The organism is Enterobacter sp. Ap-867 (assembly GCF_011752855.1).
Classification (GTDB): Bacteria; Pseudomonadota; Gammaproteobacteria; order Enterobacterales; family Enterobacteriaceae; genus Cedecea.
This window is the reverse complement of the sequence record NZ_VWWS01000004.1, coordinates 24,260-39,711: the sequence shown is the minus strand read 5'-3', so window position 1 is coordinate 39,711 and position 15,452 is coordinate 24,260. Positions and strand designations below refer to the sequence as shown.

The window sequence follows — 15,452 nt, the reverse complement described above, 5'->3', positions numbered from 1 at the left end:
AGACAATCTGGGCATTAGCCGCATCAATGATTGCCTGTCGGAGATGGCAGGTCAGACCGTGAGGACAACGATGAAATACGCATTTCCTGAGCATTTCTGGTGGGGCAGCGCAGCCTCCGGCCCACAAACCGAGGGCGAAGCGCTGAACTTTGGCAAATCTGAAACCATCTGGGACCGATGGTTCGCCGAGCAGCCTAACCGTTTCCACCACGGCGTCGGGCCGCAAAACACCTCAACTTTTTATCAGCGCTGGAAGCAAGACATCGCCCTGCTGAAAAAGCTCAATCACAATACTTTCCGCACCTCCATTTCCTGGGCTCGTCTGATTCCCGAGGGCACGGGTGAAGTCAACCCGCTGGCGGTTGAGTTCTATAACCAGGTGATTGACGAACTGTTGGCTCAGGGCATTAAGCCATTTATCAACCTGTACCACTTTGATATGCCCATGGTGATGCAGGAAAAAGGCGGCTGGGAAAGCCGTGAAGTGGTTGACGCCTACGCCGCCTACGCCAATACCTGTTTCGAGCTTTTCGGCGATCGCGTGAAGTACTGGTTTACCTTCAACGAGCCGGTTGTTCCGGTTGAATGCGGCTACCTCTATGACTACCACTACCCTAACGTGGTGGATTTCAACCGCGCGGTGACCGTCGCTTACCACACCATGCTTGCCCACGCTAAAGCGGTCAAGGCTTACCATGCCCGCAGCGATGACGGCCAGATTGGCATCATTCTCAACCTGACACCATCTTACCCTCGTTCGCAAAACCCGGCTGACGTAAAGGCCGCCAACCTGGCCGACCTGATGTTTAACCGCAGTTTCCTCGACCCGGCACTGCGCGGTGAATATCCTGCTGAGCTGGTCGCGTTCCTGAAAGAGCACGATAAACTTCCGGCCTGTCAGCCTGAGGACAAAGCCCTGCTCGCTGCGGGCGTCGTAGACTTACTGGGGATTAACTACTACCAGCCGCGCCGCATTAAGTGTCGCGACACGCTGGTTAACCCGGAAAGTCCGTTTATGCCGGAGTGGTTCTTTGAGTCCTACGAAATGCCGGGTCGCAAAATGAACCCTTATCGTGGCTGGGAAATCTACGAGCGCGGGATCTACGATATTCTCACCAATCTGCGTGAAAATTACGGCAACCCGGCCTGCTATATTTCAGAAAACGGCATGGGCGTCGAAAACGAACAGCGCTTTATCGACAACGGCCAAATCAACGATGATTACCGGATTGATTTCGTTCGTGACCACCTGAAGTGGCTGCATAAGGGCATCAGCGAGGGCAGCAACTGCCTTGGTTACCACATGTGGACATTTATCGATAACTGGTCGTGGTGCAACGCCTACAAAAACCGCTATGGCTTTGTGTCGCTGGATCTTAATACCCAGCAGCGCACGATTAAGAAAAGCGGCGAGTGGTTTATGAAAACTGCAGTCGAAAACGGGTTTAACGAAGAAGATTAATCCTGGTTAAGAACGAGAAACGGGGCCAGCTGGCCCCGTTTTTTATGGCTAAAGAATGTTTATTCGCTAGCGGGAATCGCCGCTGCTATTGCCGCTTCACGGCTAGCCAGCACGCGTTCAACGGTGTCGACAATTGCCTGGGTCTGCGGGTCAATTTCAATGTTCACGCGCTGCCCCAGTTTTTTAGCACCAAGCGTAGTGCGCTCCAGTGTTTCAGGGATCAGATGCACGCAAAAACGCGTAGCGGTCACCTCGCCCACCGTCAGGCTGATCCCGTCGATGCCCACATAACCTTTATAAAGGATATATTTCATCAGGGTCTTATCCTGAATCTTAAACCAGATTTGGCGGTTATTTTCTGAGGTCAGAATTTTTGAAATTTCGGCCGTGGTCATAATATGACCCGACATTAAATGTCCGCCGATTTCGTCATTAAATTTGGCAGCACGCTCAACGTTCACGCTGTCGCCCACGCTTAGCTCACCGAGGTTGGTGATGCGCAACGTCTCTTTCATCAAATCAAAGCTAACGTGATTGCCGTTGATTTCGGTTACGGTCAGGCAGCAGCCGTTATGCGCCACCGAAGCCCCGGTTTCGAGGTCTGGCAGCATTTCAGTCGGCATATCAATAACGTGGGTGCGGAAATTCGGTTTCTCATCGATGGAAACCAGGGTCGCCGTGCCCTGCACAATACCTGTAAACATCTAAAAACTCCTGGCAATTCGCAGACGGTAACGCTACCGCCATTAACAGACATTTTCGCACTTTAGCAGTTGGAAAATCAGCTTGCCAGTGCGGGGCGTGCGCTGGCTCTATTTTTGACTGGCGTATAAATAAACTCCCGCTACAATAGACTGGTTATTTCCCCAGTTCATCTTCTTGCTGCCTGTTTTGGCGGCTTTTTTAGTCTCTCATACATATAAAAATAATCAGGTGTAATCATGCAGAAGTACCTCATCGAAGCTCGCCAGCTCCTTGCCCTGGCGATACCTGTCATCATCGCGCAGGTCGCTCAAACTGCAATGGGATTCGTCGATACCGTGATGGCCGGCGGCTACAGCGCTACCGACATGGCCGCCGTGGCGATCGGCACCTCCATCTGGCTGCCCGCTATTCTGTTCGGCCACGGGCTGCTATTGGCCTTAACGCCAACCGTTGCGCAACTCAACGGTTCGGCGCGACGTGACCGCATTGCGCACCAGGTTCGCCAGGGGTTCTGGCTGGCTGGCATGGTTTCCGTGCTGGTGATGGTGGTGTTGTGGAACGCGGGCCATATCATTCACGCTATGCACAATATCGATCCTGAACTGGCGGATAAAGCCGTTCGATATCTCCGAGCGCTGCTGTGGGGGGCGCCAGGTTACCTGTTCTTCCAGGTAGGACGTAACCAGTGCGAAGGCCTGGCCAAAACCAAGCCAGGTATGGTGATGGGCTTTATCGGCCTGCTGGTCAATATTCCGGTCAACTACGTCTTCATTTATGGCCATTTCGGCATGCCCGAACTGGGCGGCGTGGGCTGCGGCGTGGCAACGGCGGCGGTATACTGGGTGATGTTCTTCAGCATGCTGTCTTACATCAAAAAAGCGCGTTCGATGCGCGACATCAAAAACCCGGAAGGTTTCAGCAAGCCGGACTGGGCGGTGGTCAAGCGCCTGAGTCAGCTCGGACTGCCGATTGCCCTGGCGTTGTTCTTTGAAGTTACGCTGTTTGCCGTTGTCGCCCTGCTGGTTTCCCCGCTGGGTATCACCGACGTTGCCGGGCACCAGATTGCCCTCAACTTCAGCTCGCTGATGTTTGTGCTGCCGCTCTCTTTAGGGGCCGCGGTGACTATTCGCGTCGGTTTCCGTCTTGGGCAGGGCTCAACCCTGGATGCACAAATCGCCGCCCGCACCGGGGTTGGCGTGGCCATTTGCCTGGCGATGTGCACCGCGTTGTTTACCGTTATTTTCCGGGAGCACATTGCTCTGCTGTACAACGACAATCCGGCAGTTGTCGCGCTGGCGGCGCATCTGATGCTGCTGGCAGCCATTTACCAGATATCCGACTCAATCCAGGTGATTGGCAGCGGCGTTCTGCGTGGCTACAAAGATACCCGCTCGATCTTCTTTATTACGTTCATCGCGTACTGGGTGCTGGGGCTGCCAGCCGGCTATATTCTGGGGCTAACCGACTGGGTCGTCGAACCGATGGGCCCGGCCGGGTTCTGGATCGGCTTTATTATCGGCCTGACTTCCGCCGCGGTCATGATGATGTTGCGTATGCGTTGGCTGCAGCGTCAGCCTTCCGTCACAATCCTGCAGCGCGCCGCTCGTTAATTAAACAACGGTAGCCGCATCCGCGGCTACTTTCTCTCCATTCTGCGCAGATGCTCGGCAATCGTGTGAAATCTGGAATAAAATTGCGAGTTTTCCCTTGCAAGCCCCGAGGTGTATCGCTAATATTCGTCCCCGCTGTCGCCAAGACAACAATGCGTTCATAGCTCAGTTGGTTAGAGCACCACCTTGACATGGTGGGGGTCGTTGGTTCGAGTCCAATTGAACGCACCATTTTCAAATATATCAGTGCGTCCGTAGCTCAGTTGGTTAGAGCACCACCTTGACATGGTGGGGGTCGGTGGTTCGAGTCCACTCGGACGCACCATATTTGCTAAAGCAGTTCCCTTCTTTAACCCGCTTTTCTTCAAGCTGATAAATTCCAAATTTCATTTTTACACGCAAGCCCGTAGCGCATGAAAACGTCATTTTTAGCGTTTTGAGCGTCCGCCGGTGTTTGGGGATGCGAAAACCCGAAAGGTTGCATATCATAAAGCGAGTCATTCACTAAACCACGACAGGTAACTTATGGAAATCGATCTCAATAATCTGGTGTTTTCCGGGTTAGATGAAGCCGAAGCGCGCAACGCCGAGCGCCAGGAAGACGCAGACAAAAAAGCTCAGGCCGTTGTGGCCGATGACGACTGCGGCGACGCCTGCAAAATCTGATAAAAAACCGGCTTACTCAGCCGGTTTTTTATGTTACGCCGTTCTTCTCACGGCAATACATTTCACTTCAACCAGCAGCCCCGGGCGAGCCAGTTCTGACACGCCGACGCAGGTCCAGGCACAGTGTCCCCGCGGAAACAGTTCGTCTTTCACCTCCCGAAAAACAGCCATGTGTTCTTCCATGTCTACGTGGTAAGTAGTCATTTCCACAACGTCTTCAAAGTTGCAGCCCGCGGCCTGAAGGACCAGACGCAGGTTTTCCCAGCAGGCCATAAACTGCGCCCTTGGGTCAGCTATCACCTGCAAATCAGGCGTGCGCCCAACCTGCCCGGCACAATAAACCGTGTTACCTACCACCACCGCAGGTGCATATCCCGCCCGTTCAGCAAGTACTTGCATGGAAGGCGGCATAATAATTTCTCTGTCTGACACGACTGTCTCTCCCCATTATTTAAAGGCTCGCAATTCACGCGCCTGCTGATGAATCATTTTTATCTCACCCGATGTTGACCGGGTTTAGCGCATCTTCGAAGAATCTTATCGCGTTTCGTAGCGCCTGGTCCGCCTCCGGCAATATCCCGGCAAACAAATGCCAGACGTGAAACATTTCCGGCCAAACTTCTAGAGTGGTACGAACCCGGCTCTCACTCATGTGGGATGCAAGGCGAATGGCGTCGCTCAGCATCACCTCGTTTTCACCAACCTGTATCAGCGTGGGAGAAAGGCCTTGTACATCGGCAAAAACCGGAGAAGCATCCGGATGTGTGGGCAGTTCTCCGGCAAGGAAACTTCGGGCCAGTTGGTTCAGGAAAGCTACGCTGCATAAAGGGTCCAGCCCATCCCGCACCGTTGCAGATACGCCGCTATGCGTTAAGTTAGCCCACGGTGAAATAGCTACTGCGGCGGCGGGTAATGCCAGGCCAGCATCGCGCGCTTTACGCATCAGCGTGACAACCATCGCCCCACCGGCAGAATCCCCCGAAATCATCAGCGAGCGCGGGTTTGTACCCTGCTCAAGCAAGGCTCGGTAGGCCTGAAAGACATCATCAATTGGCGTCGGGAAAGGAAACTCAGGCGCCTGACGATAATCTACCGCATATACTTTAGCCTTCAAGGCGCGAGCATAACGCCCGGTTAATCCCCGATAAGCGTCGACCCCACCGTGAACATAGCCTCCGCCATGAATATAAATCATCACCCGACCCTCAGTGACTTCCTCAGGCGTGACCAACATCGCACCAATACCGCCCAGGCTGGCATCGGCAAAGGTTACGCCCTCCACGGGAGGGAACAACTCATCCAGCTGCTTCACATAGTCAGCCCGAACTGCTTTCCAGTCAGCATCAGACTGGCCATATACCTTCTTCACAACCGGCCTGGCGGCTTTTATCCAGCCCCTAAGGGCTGCCTGTGCGTTATCAGGAAGCATTTATTTCTCCATTGTCTACTGTGATTAAACAAAAAAGATTATGCTTAATGATTTGACGAAAGAGGTTCGCCAATGTCACTCCGCACAGGCACTAAAAGCCATTCAGACCTCGATCTCGGTAGCCTGCGAGTTTTCGTGGCTATCGTGGAAAGCGGGAGCTTTGTCGCCGGAGGAAAGGCGCTGGGCTTAACCCGTTCCGCCGCAGGAAAAGCGATTGCACGCCTTGAAGCACAGCTGGAAACGCGGCTATTTCATCGTACGACGCGAAGCGTCGCCCTGACCCGCGATGGCTACGGTTTTTATGAACGCTGCGCACAGATTTTGCAGGATAGTGAAGAAGCAGAGGCGAGTGTCCGGCAGAATTTTTCCAGCCCCGGCGGAGTGCTTCGGCTCAGCGTCCCGGAAACGTGGGGCAAAGTAGTGCTTCTGCCTTTTCTGAAGCACTTCATGGCGGCCTACCCGAGACTGGATATTGAAGTCAATTTCACCGACCGCGTGGTGGACCTCGTCGCGGAGGGGTTCGATCTCAGCCTCCGACTGGGTGATTTACCGAAAGATTCGCAGCTTATTGCACGAACCGTGCAGCGCATTCGCCCTCATCTGTTTGCTTCCCCAGACTACCTGGCCAGTTCAGGTATACCAGGTTCGCCAGAAGATCTTCGCCTTCACCAGCGGCTGATTTACGGCCTGAGCCCTCAAACGACAAACTGGACGCTGTTCACGGCCAGCAATGAGAGCGTGTTGGTTGAAGGGCACAGCAGGATCCGCTTCGACAGCGGAGAGGCTATTTGCGCCGCCGCTGTTGCAGGCTTAGGCATCGCTTTCCTGCCAGCTTTTCTCGTTGCCCGGGATGTCGCAGAGGGCACTCTGGTGCCCGTACTGTCTGAATTAGGCGGCACACCATTGACCGTGAACGTGGTGTACCCTAATCGGAAACATCTGGCAGCCAAAGTGAGGTTGTTTATCGACAGCCTGGTGAAGCATATGGACCATTAACAACATCCCGATGAAATGATTTGGGAATGACAGGCCCTAATCCTGCGATCCTAACCCGGTGAATAACCCCAGCAGTTCCCGCGGCGCATCAGCCGCAAACCCCATGGCAAAATTCGCGGCAGACTCCTGCTGAAAACGAACGGTTCGTGCAGCCATTGCCTCCTGATATACCTTAAAAGCACCCTCCATGCTGGAAGGCTGGGAAATGATGGCATAGGCGAGATCGACGGCATCCGCCATCGCCAGATTCACGCCCTCCCCGGCAAAAGGTGACATAACATGCGCGGCATCACCAATCAGGGTCACATTTCCCGCTGCCTTCCAGAACTCCGCGGTAGGTAACACATAGATTGGCCTGGCAACCATCGGCCCCTCACTTTGCATTAACATCTCGCGATAGCATTCGCCCCAGTCACGGAAGTGTTCAGCCAATTCATCACGAGTAAAGGTTCTGCGCGATTGCGCTTCCGGTACGGGTATGGCGGCATAGGCTGAAACCTCGTCTCCAGGTTCACAGTGAGCCATGATGCCCCGGCCTTCGCTCAGAGCAAACAACGACCCCTTGCCCACCAGCGCTTTCACCGCAGGATATTGCTGGCTTACGTTCGGGTAACGCAGCTCAACAAAGGTTATTCCGGAATAAAGCGGTTGCTGTCCCGTTAACAAAGGCCTGACTTTCGACCACGCACCATCGGCACCTATCAGGGCATCACAAACATGCGTACTGCCGTTCTCTAGCCGGAGAAGAAAGCCTGTGCCCTGTCGTTCGACGGACCTTACCCGACTGTTCCAACGAATGATCCCCTTGGGCAACGCCTCTATCACTAGTTTGCGCAACGCGCCGCGGTCGACTTCCGGGCGGGAGCCATCACCTTCATCCTGATACAAGATATGGCCGTTTTTATCACGCATCAGAGTTGCATCCGCCCCCTCCAACACCAGAGCCATTGCGGCTTCATACATCCCCGCCGCTCGAAGTGCAGGTTTACCCGTGCCTTCGTTCAGATTGAGCATGCCACCCTGATGGCGTGAATCGAGAGAAGCATCAGCCTCGAGAATACAGACCGCAATACCCTGGCGGTGCAACATGTAAGCCAGCAGCGGCCCCGCTACACCAGCGCCAATAATGGTTATCATAAAAATGCCTCTGACTGTCGGAGAAGAAACGGTTTTATCAGCAGCCAGATTGAAACGCCAGCCAGAACAAGCATAAAAAGCTCAAACATTCACCGGACAGTTTCTACGGGGCTTGTCAACATCCCGATTGCCCGTCATAATGTTGTCACTTCTCACCAAAGAAGATAAAACAATAATCAATTCAGTCGGTTATCGTTTTATAAATCGTATTAAATGCGTTCATAGCTCAGTTGGTTAGAGCACCACCTTGACATGGTGGGGGTCGTTGGTTCGAGTCCAATTGAACGCACCATTTCTTTTTATTTTCATCATCTCTGAAAACGCTCAAACATCTGGCAACGCCCTGATAACAACTCGCTGTAAAACTGTGCACTCCGTCGCTGAATCAACGGTTTTGATTCCTTTTCCAGCCAGATTTATCTATACTACGCCCGTTCTTAACTTGAATGGTTTCAGCTCATTGGACTCCTTTTTTATACAACAACATCGTCTAACGCTTTCCCCTGCTGAACCACAAGCACACTTTCCTCTGCACGCTTTATTTCTGTCACCTATCCTTACCAGGTGCCACTTTCAACACCACAGTATTCTTTTAAGCTCCGGCAGCCCGGTCTCCCGGAACACGATTTCAACATTCCTCCTCAACTTATAGATAAGACTGTCATGAAAAAGACTAAAATCGTTTGCACCATCGGTCCAAAAACCGAATCCGAAGAGATGCTGTCTAAAATGCTCGACGCGGGCATGAACGTTATGCGTCTGAACTTCTCCCACGGTGACTATGCAGAACACGGCCAGCGCATCAAAAACCTGCGCAACGTCGTTGCTAAAACAGGTAAAAAAGCCGCTATCCTGCTGGACACCAAAGGGCCAGAAATCCGTACCATCAAGCTGGAAGGCGGTAACGACGTCTCCCTGAAAGCAGGCCAGACCTTTACCTTCACCACCGACAAATCCGTGGTTGGTAACAGCGAAATCGTCGCAGTGACCTACGAAGGCTTCACCAATGACCTGACCGTGGGCAACACCGTTCTGGTGGACGATGGCCTGATCGGCATGGAAGTCACCGCCATCGAAGGCAACAAAGTTATCTGTAAAGTGCTGAACAACGGCGACCTCGGTGAGAACAAAGGCGTTAACCTGCCGGGCGTGTCCATCGCGCTGCCAGCGCTGGCTGAGAAAGACAAACAGGATCTGATCTTCGGCTGCGAACAGGGCGTTGACTTCGTGGCAGCCTCCTTCATCCGTAAGCGTTCTGACGTGGTTGAAATTCGTGAGCACCTGAAAGCCCACGGCGGCGAGAGGATCCAGATCATCTCCAAGATCGAAAACCAGGAAGGCCTGAACAACTTCGACGAAATCCTCGAAGCTTCTGACGGCATCATGGTTGCTCGTGGCGACCTGGGCGTTGAAATCCCGGTGGAAGAAGTTATCTTCGCGCAGAAGATGATGATCGAGAAATGCGTTCGTGCACGTAAAGTGGTTATTACCGCAACCCAGATGCTCGACTCCATGATCAAAAACCCGCGCCCTACCCGCGCAGAAGCCGGTGACGTTGCTAACGCCATCATCGACGGCACCGACGCAGTGATGCTGTCCGGTGAGTCTGCAAAAGGTAAATACCCGCTGGAAGCTGTGACCATCATGGCAACTATCTGCGAGCGTACCGACCGCGTGATGACCAGCCGTCTGGACAACAGCAACGACAGCCGTAAACTGCGCATCACCGAAGCCGTTTGCCGTGGCGCCGTTGAAACCGCAGAAAAACTGGAAGCCCCGCTGATCGTGGTTGCCACCCAGGGCGGTAAATCCGCTAAAGCCGTGCGTAAATACTTCCCGAACGCGACTATTCTGGCGCTGACTACCAACGAAGTAACCGCGCGTCAGCTGGTGCTGAGCAAAGGCGTTGTCACCCAGATGGTGAAAGAAATTGCCTCCACCGACGACTTCTACCGCCTGGGTAAAGAAGTGGCGCTGGAAAGCGGCCTGGCTCGTAAAGGCGACATCGTGGTGATGGTTTCTGGTGCGCTGGTCCCAAGCGGCACCACTAACACCGCCTCGGTCCATGTTCTGTAATTGACTTGTTAACAAGTTTAATTAACAAAAAAGCGCCTTCGGGCGCTTTTTTTATATCACTTGCAGTCAGATCTTAATAAAAATGCAAATCGGATTTTACTATTTAAGCTTACTCTTAATTAAGATGAATCCGATGAAATTCCCCTGTTTTCTCTCTTTTTTTTAACTTTCCGGCTCCGTTCGGTGCTTCTTTGAGCGAACGATCAAATTTAGGGGTATTCCCGACAAAAAATTATTCTCATCACAAAAAACTTTGTGTAATACTTGTAACGCTACATGGAGATTAACTCAATCTAGAGGGTATTAATAATGAATCGTACTAAACTGGTACTGGGCGCGGTAATCCTGGCTTCTACTATGCTGGCAGGTTGTTCTTCTAACGCTAAAATCGATCAACTGTCTTCTGACGTTCAGACTCTGAACGCTAAAGTTGATCAGCTGAGCAACGACGTGAACGCAGTGCGTTCTGACGTTCAGGCTGCTAAAGACGACGCCGCTCGCGCTAACCAGCGTCTGGACAACCAGGCTCACTCTTACCGTAAGTAAGAGTCACTGGTATAAAATGGCGCACAATGTGCGCCATTTTTTTTGCCTGTCATTTATCCCCACCGGCTACTGTGTCGCGCTAGTCGCCTCTTCTGCATTTACCACGCCATTCCTCGCCGACTGAACCGCCATCGTTGCCGCAGGTGTTTGCCCCGCAGAGACCACAACGGGATACCCCGCACGCCTGTATAGCGCCTTCTCCACTAACGCTTTCTCCACGCCGCTACCGGCCCGGAACTCGCTAAAGCCCGCGGGAAGCACGTAAGGCATAGTCTGCGTGTTCTGCTGCTCATCCTGAGAAAGCGGCCGATGGACTTCGACGTAGCGAACGCCGTTTGGCTCAACGGAGAATTTCACCGGATCGTTAATCACCCGCACCGTCGTGCCAGTTTTCGTTTGCTCAAACAGGGCTTTGATGTCGGGGGCATTCATTCTGATACAACCGGAGCTGACGCGCAGCCCCACGCTGTCCGGCGCGCTGGTACCGTGAATCAAGTACTCGCCATTACCGTAGGCCAGCCGCATGGCGAATCTCCCCAGCGGGTTATTAGGCCCGGCAGGCACGACGGGCGGCAGCTTGATCCCTTTTTCCAGGGAGCGCTGGCGAATACCGGCGGTAGGTGTCCAGGTAGGGTTGGGGATCTTTTGCCCAATCCTGGTGGTCATCAGCGGCGTCTCCAGCCCCTGCAGACCAATACCAATCGGATAAACCTGCACAATGTTTTGTCCTGGCGGGAAGTAATACAGCCGCAGCTCGGCAAGATTCACCACAATCCCCTCGCGCGGCACGTCCGGCAGCAGCAGCTGGCTGGGGACGGTCAGCACCGTGCCGGGTTTAGGCACTGGCGCAATGGTGTTATTGGCCTCCAGCAGCAGCATCGCACCGGTGTCAAAACGCCGGGCAATAGCCTGCAGGTTACGATCGCCTTCCTGTACGGTATAAGTCTGGTTTTGGCCAATCAGGCGGCTGCCTTCCGGCGGTAAGGGATAATCCAGGGCTAAAGCGGGCTGAATGGCGCTCAGAGCGCCGGTAATGGCCAGTGTGAGTAAAGACGCGTATTTCATACTTTTTATTCCTGTAGTCGCGCTGGCGAGCGCCAGCAGGCTGAAAGACAAGCGAGGCAGAAAACCGCCTCGCAAAACAGGACCATAGGTATGATTAAGTTTAGCTAACTTAAATGAGATTGGTGGCTTGGTTGCGAATTGCGCGAATCATCGCTTCCAGCCCCTGAGAGCGGGACGGCGTCAGATGCTGTGCGAGCGCCATTTTTTCAAACCACGGGCGCACATCAAACGCCACGATATCCTGCGGCGTCATTTGCTGATAGAGAATAAATACGATAGCGATCAGCCCTTTAACGATAGCGGCATCGCTGTCACCCTCCAGCGTAATCACCCCATCGGGCTGCTGGTGCATGACTATCCATACCTGGCTCTGGCAGCCCTGAATAATATGTTCAGGCTTGTGCTGCTCCGCCGCCAGTTCCGGCAGGCGGCTGCCCAGTTCGATAATGTAGAGATACTTCTCTTCCCAGTTCGCACAGCGGCTGAAATTTTTTAGCAGTTTGTCTTTATCCGGCAGCGTGGCCATGACCGTCTCCGTTATCCTAACAGGCTGTGGATGCGCTGCAGGCCGGCGACCAGGCGATCCACTTCTTGTTCGGTATTGTACATGGCAAAGGAGGCGCGGCACATGGCCGGGACGCTGTAGAACGCCATCAGCGGCATGGCGCAATGGTGCCCGGTGCGAACCGCGATGCCGTAGTTGTCGAGGAAGCTGCCGACGTCATAGGCATGATGTTTCCCGAGATTAAACGCCAAAACACCACGGCGCTCTGCCGGGCCGTATACGGTGAGATCGGGCACGGCCTGCAGCGCGTGTTGAGCATAGCGCATCAGGTTGCGTTCATACTCGCCAATCGCCTCCATGCCCAGCCCTTCAACGTAGCTCAACGCTGCCCCAAGGCCGATAATGCCAGCCGTGTTTGGCGTCCCGGCTTCAAAGCGCCACGGGGCTGTGGCGTAAGTCGTCCCTGCAGTCAGGCTGACGGTAGCAATCATCGACCCTCCGCCTTCCCATGGCGGCATATCCTGCAGAATGCTTTCTTTCACATACAACACGCCAATCCCCGTTGGCCCGTATATCTTGTGCCCGGAGAAAAGATAAAAATCGCAGTCCAGCGCCGCCACATCCGTGACGTGGTGCATCACCGCTTGTGCGCCATCCACCAGCACTTTGACGCCCGCCTGATGCGCGGTAGCGATCATCTCCTTCACCGGGTTTTCGGTACCGAGCACGTTAGAAACGTGGGCAATCGCCAACAGTTTTGTGCGCTCGTCAATCAGCGTCGGGAAGACATCAAGCTGCAGCGTGCCGTCCTGGTTGAGCGGGATAACGCGCAGCTCCGCGCCGGTACGCTCACACAGCATCTGCCACGGCACGATGTTAGCGTGGTGTTCCATGGCGCTGATGATGATGTTATCCCCGGCCTGGACGTTGGCGCTGCCCCAGCTATTGGCCACGAGGTTTATCCCCTCGGTGGTGCCACGCACAAAGACAATCTCTTCCGGTTTTGCCGCGTTGATAAAGCGTGCCGCCTGACTGCGCACGTTTTCCATCAGGGTGGTTGCTTCTGCGCTCAGAGTATGAATGCCACGGTGCACTGCGGCATACCCATGGCGATAAAACTCAAGCTCGGCGTCAATCACCGCCTGTGGTTTCTGCGCGCTGGCGGCGCTGTCCAGATAGGCCAGCGGCTGGCCGTTGACCTCGCGGCTCAGAATCGGGAAATCAGCCCTGACCTGCTCTATTGAAAAACTCATGCCTCGCCCCCTGCAAAGCGCCGGGCGATACGTGCCAGCACCTGCTGTTTTAAGGCCTCGTCGCGAATACTTTCGGTAAGCTCTGCGGCAAAGGCGAAGATTATCATCTGCTGTGCAGCCTGTTCGCTGATACCACGGGAGCGCAGGTAGAACATCTGTTCGTCATCAATGCGCCCGATGGTTGCGCCATGGCTGCACTTCACGTCATCGGCGTAGATTTCCAGCTGTGGCTTGGTGTCCACCTCCGCCAGGCGGCCAAGCAACAGGTTATTGTTGGTCATCTGCCCGTCGGTTTTAATCGCGTGCTGAGCCACTTTGATCATGCCGTTAAACACCGCTCGGCCCTTATCACGCACGATGGTTTTATGCAGCTGGCGGCTGTTGCAGTAGCCCTTGTTGTGCTCAAGCCAGGTTCGGGTGTCGCACACCTCGTTATTTACCGGCAGCGCCAGACTGTTGATGTGCAGCTGGTTGTTCTCGCCGTTAAGCTGCGTGCTGGTGTTGTGGCGCAGCACTGCGGCCCCCAACAGGAAGCTGTGGCTGCTCACCGTCGAGTCCTGCTCAATCAGTAGATCGTTGTGCGCAAAGTGGTAGCTGGCGGCATTTTCAAACGCCAGCTTGTAGTGGCTAAGCTGCGCGTTGGCGGCCACTTCGGCGGTAAATCGTGCGCCGGTGAAATGCGCCGCCTCGTCAAGGCTGACGAAGTGCTCCATCACCGTGGCCTGAGCGCCCTGCTCAAGGATCAGGTGGTGACGGTAATGTGCCGTCGCCATCTCCTGCGCCTTGCTGCCGCGCGTGACGTGCATCAGCAACAGCGCTTTTTCAGGCTGCGTGTTAGGCGCCACGCGGATATGCGTCACGGTCTCCGCCAGGCTTTCCGTGAGGTGCAGGAACACTTCGCCCTGAACCGGCGCGGGCAGCGTCTGGCGGTTATCGTCGATACTTATCACAAAACCGCTGTCGGCGATGTCATCGCTCAGTTCGGCGCTGAAATGCCCGTCAACAAACACCAGCCGCAGCGCGTCTACAGGCAGGGCAAGCTCGTCACGCTGTTGCGCACTTAAAGGCGACTGAGGCGCAAAGACAAACTGGTTATTCAGCAACCCGTCGAGCGGCGTGTATTTCCAGTTTTCATGCTTGCGTGTCGGTAAACCCAGGCGCAACAGCTGCTGCATATGCTGCAGGGCCACCTGCGAGCGGCCCGTGCCCTGAGCTTCAAACAGATGATGCCACTGCTGGAGCGCGTTGCCGTTACTGCTGTTCGGTAAGCCAGCCATAACCCTGCTCCTCCAGTTGTTTCACCAGGCTGAAATCGCCAGATTTAACGATGCGCCCCTGATACAGCACGTGAACAAAGTCCGGCTTGATGTAGTCGAGGATACGCTGGTAGTGGGTGACCACGATAAATGAACGCTTGCCGTCACGCAGCGAGTTAACGCCTTCGGCCACAATCTTCAGGGCATCAATATCCAGCCCGGAGTCGGTTTCATCGAGAATGCACAGCTCCGGCTCCAGCACTGCCATTTGCAGAATGTCGTTACGCTTTTTCTCGCCGCCGGAGAAGCCGACGTTGACCGAGCGGGTGAGTAAATCTTCCGGCATTTGCAGCAGCTTGATTTTCTCTTCCATCAGATCCTGAAAATCAAAGCGATCCAGCGACTCGAGGCCCCGGTATTCCCGCACCGCATTCAGCGCGGTTTGCAGGAAGAACTGGTTGCTGACGCCGGGAATTTCCACCGGGTACTGGAAGGCCATAAAAATACCTTCGCCGGAGCGGTCTTCCGGCGACAGTTCCAGCAGGTCTTTGCCGTTGAACTGCACCGAGCCGCCGGTCACTTCGTAGTCTTCACGACCGGCAAGCGTGGCGGATAAGGTACTTTTCCCGGAGCCGTTTGGCCCCATGATGGCGTGAACTTCGCCCGGCTTCACTTCGAGGTTTAAGCCACGCAGGATCTCTTTATCCTCAACGCTGACCTGTAAATCTTTAATGCTTAACATAGTT

15 protein-coding genes and 3 tRNA genes are annotated in these 15,452 nt (G+C 54.4%); 9 read left to right on the top strand and 9 right to left on the bottom strand.

Annotated features, from left to right (window positions below; genetic code table 11):
* Positions 1-70: 70 nt before the first annotated feature.
* Complete coding sequence (gene gmuD, locus F3J26_RS12280) at positions 71-1,462, top strand: 6-phospho-beta-glucosidase GmuD (protein WP_166994111.1); 1,392 nt, start codon at positions 71-73, stop codon at positions 1,460-1,462.
* 59 nt (positions 1,463-1,521) lie between these two features.
* On the opposite strand, the gene F3J26_RS12275 is transcribed toward gmuD, so the two are convergent.
* On the bottom strand, positions 1,522-2,166 hold the full coding sequence (locus F3J26_RS12275) for a riboflavin synthase (RefSeq protein ID WP_008456483.1): 645 nt from the start codon (positions 2,164-2,166) through the stop codon (positions 1,522-1,524).
* A 237-nt stretch (positions 2,167-2,403) separates the two neighbouring features.
* Between F3J26_RS12275 and mdtK the strand changes: the two genes are divergently transcribed.
* From mdtK to F3J26_RS12255, 4 genes are all read left to right on the top strand, one after another.
* Positions 2,404-3,777, top strand: a complete 1,374-nt coding sequence (mdtK, locus tag F3J26_RS12270; protein ID WP_166994109.1) for an MdtK family multidrug efflux MATE transporter — start codon at positions 2,404-2,406, stop codon at positions 3,775-3,777.
* 154 nt (positions 3,778-3,931) lie between these two features.
* Positions 3,932-4,008 (top strand) — tRNA-Val (locus F3J26_RS12265).
* 17 nt (positions 4,009-4,025) lie between these two features.
* Positions 4,026-4,102: transfer RNA gene (locus F3J26_RS12260), tRNA-Val, on the top strand.
* A gap of 200 nt (positions 4,103-4,302) precedes the next feature.
* Entirely contained in the window at positions 4,303-4,443 is a 141-nt protein-coding gene (locus F3J26_RS12255) for a hypothetical protein (protein ID WP_008456485.1), read from the top strand.
* 33 nt (positions 4,444-4,476) lie between these two features.
* On the opposite strand, the gene F3J26_RS12250 is transcribed toward F3J26_RS12255, so the two are convergent.
* Positions 4,477-4,875 carry a Rid family hydrolase gene (locus tag F3J26_RS12250; protein ID WP_166994107.1) on the bottom strand — a complete coding sequence of 133 codons (399 nt, stop codon included), beginning with the start codon at positions 4,873-4,875 and terminating at the stop codon, positions 4,477-4,479.
* A gap of 64 nt (positions 4,876-4,939) precedes the next feature.
* The gene (locus tag F3J26_RS12245) at positions 4,940-5,872 is read right to left on the bottom strand and encodes an alpha/beta hydrolase fold domain-containing protein (RefSeq protein ID WP_166994105.1); all 933 of its coding nucleotides are present in this window, start codon (positions 5,870-5,872) and stop codon (positions 4,940-4,942) included.
* 72 nt (positions 5,873-5,944) lie between these two features.
* On the opposite strand from F3J26_RS12245, the gene F3J26_RS12240 reads away from it, so the two are divergent.
* Positions 5,945-6,868: a LysR family transcriptional regulator gene (locus tag F3J26_RS12240; protein WP_166994103.1), complete on the top strand. Its 924-nt coding sequence runs from the start codon at positions 5,945-5,947 to the stop codon at positions 6,866-6,868.
* A 36-nt stretch (positions 6,869-6,904) separates the two neighbouring features.
* Here F3J26_RS12240 and F3J26_RS12235 read toward each other — a convergent pair whose 3' ends face one another.
* Complete coding sequence (locus tag F3J26_RS12235; RefSeq protein ID WP_166994101.1) at positions 6,905-8,005, bottom strand: FAD-dependent oxidoreductase; 1,101 nt, start codon at positions 8,003-8,005, stop codon at positions 6,905-6,907.
* 215 nt (positions 8,006-8,220) lie between these two features.
* On the opposite strand from F3J26_RS12235, the gene F3J26_RS12230 reads away from it, so the two are divergent.
* The 3 genes from F3J26_RS12230 (at position 8,221) to F3J26_RS12220 (ending at position 10,627) form a co-directional block, all read left to right on the top strand.
* A tRNA-Val gene (locus F3J26_RS12230) sits at positions 8,221-8,297 on the top strand.
* 371 nt (positions 8,298-8,668) lie between these two features.
* On the top strand, positions 8,669-10,081 hold the full coding sequence (pykF, locus tag F3J26_RS12225; protein WP_008456501.1) for a pyruvate kinase PykF: 1,413 nt from the start codon (positions 8,669-8,671) through the stop codon (positions 10,079-10,081).
* Between the two features lie 309 nt (positions 10,082-10,390).
* Positions 10,391-10,627, top strand: a complete 237-nt coding sequence (locus F3J26_RS12220) for a major outer membrane lipoprotein (RefSeq protein WP_008456504.1) — start codon at positions 10,391-10,393, stop codon at positions 10,625-10,627.
* Positions 10,628-10,693: 66 nt separating this feature from the next.
* On the opposite strand, the gene ldtE is transcribed toward F3J26_RS12220, so the two are convergent.
* From ldtE to sufC, 5 genes are all read right to left on the bottom strand, one after another.
* On the bottom strand, positions 10,694-11,692 hold the full coding sequence (ldtE, locus tag F3J26_RS12215) for a L,D-transpeptidase LdtE (protein WP_166994099.1): 999 nt from the start codon (positions 11,690-11,692) through the stop codon (positions 10,694-10,696).
* A gap of 109 nt (positions 11,693-11,801) precedes the next feature.
* Positions 11,802-12,218 carry a cysteine desulfuration protein SufE gene (gene sufE / locus F3J26_RS12210; protein WP_008456507.1) on the bottom strand — a complete coding sequence of 139 codons (417 nt, stop codon included), beginning with the start codon at positions 12,216-12,218 and terminating at the stop codon, positions 11,802-11,804.
* Positions 12,219-12,229: 11 nt separating this feature from the next.
* On the bottom strand, positions 12,230-13,450 hold the full coding sequence (gene sufS, locus F3J26_RS12205; RefSeq protein WP_166994096.1) for a cysteine desulfurase SufS: 1,221 nt from the start codon (positions 13,448-13,450) through the stop codon (positions 12,230-12,232).
* Positions 13,447-14,727 (bottom strand): Fe-S cluster assembly protein SufD, encoded by a 1,281-nt coding sequence (gene sufD / locus F3J26_RS12200; RefSeq protein WP_166994094.1) that lies wholly within the window; start codon positions 14,725-14,727, stop codon positions 13,447-13,449. The genes sufS and sufD overlap by 4 nt, the downstream gene beginning before the upstream one ends.
* A complete protein-coding gene (gene sufC / locus F3J26_RS12195) occupies positions 14,702-15,448 on the bottom strand; it encodes a Fe-S cluster assembly ATPase SufC (RefSeq protein WP_008456510.1) in 747 nt (248 codons plus the stop codon). The genes sufD and sufC overlap by 26 nt, the downstream gene beginning before the upstream one ends.
* Positions 15,449-15,452: the final 4 nt, after the last annotated feature.

Bases quoted from the DNA above. Each gene is read 5' to 3' on its own strand.
- ldtE (WP_166994099.1), bottom strand. From the start codon at position 11,692: ATGAAATACGCGTCTTTACTCACACTGGCCATTACCGGCGCTCTGAGC.
- F3J26_RS12255 (WP_008456485.1), top strand. From the start codon at position 4,303: ATGGAAATCGATCTCAATAATCTGGTGTTTTCCGGGTTAGATGAAGCC.
- sufC (WP_008456510.1), bottom strand. From the start codon at position 15,448: ATGTTAAGCATTAAAGATTTACAGGTCAGCGTTGAGGATAAAGAGATC.
- pykF (WP_008456501.1), top strand. From the start codon at position 8,669: ATGAAAAAGACTAAAATCGTTTGCACCATCGGTCCAAAAACCGAATCC.
- F3J26_RS12245 (WP_166994105.1), bottom strand. From the start codon at position 5,872: ATGCTTCCTGATAACGCACAGGCAGCCCTTAGGGGCTGGATAAAAGCC.
- gmuD (WP_166994111.1), top strand. From the start codon at position 71: ATGAAATACGCATTTCCTGAGCATTTCTGGTGGGGCAGCGCAGCCTCC.
- F3J26_RS12240 (WP_166994103.1), top strand. From the start codon at position 5,945: ATGTCACTCCGCACAGGCACTAAAAGCCATTCAGACCTCGATCTCGGT.
- F3J26_RS12275 (WP_008456483.1), bottom strand. From the start codon at position 2,166: ATGTTTACAGGTATTGTGCAGGGCACGGCGACCCTGGTTTCCATCGAT.
- sufS (WP_166994096.1), bottom strand. From the start codon at position 13,450: ATGAGTTTTTCAATAGAGCAGGTCAGGGCTGATTTCCCGATTCTGAGC.
- F3J26_RS12235 (WP_166994101.1), bottom strand. From the start codon at position 8,005: ATGATAACCATTATTGGCGCTGGTGTAGCGGGGCCGCTGCTGGCTTAC.
- F3J26_RS12220 (WP_008456504.1), top strand. From the start codon at position 10,391: ATGAATCGTACTAAACTGGTACTGGGCGCGGTAATCCTGGCTTCTACT.
- mdtK (WP_166994109.1), top strand. From the start codon at position 2,404: ATGCAGAAGTACCTCATCGAAGCTCGCCAGCTCCTTGCCCTGGCGATA.
- sufE (WP_008456507.1), bottom strand. From the start codon at position 12,218: ATGGCCACGCTGCCGGATAAAGACAAACTGCTAAAAAATTTCAGCCGC.
- sufD (WP_166994094.1), bottom strand. From the start codon at position 14,727: ATGGCTGGCTTACCGAACAGCAGTAACGGCAACGCGCTCCAGCAGTGG.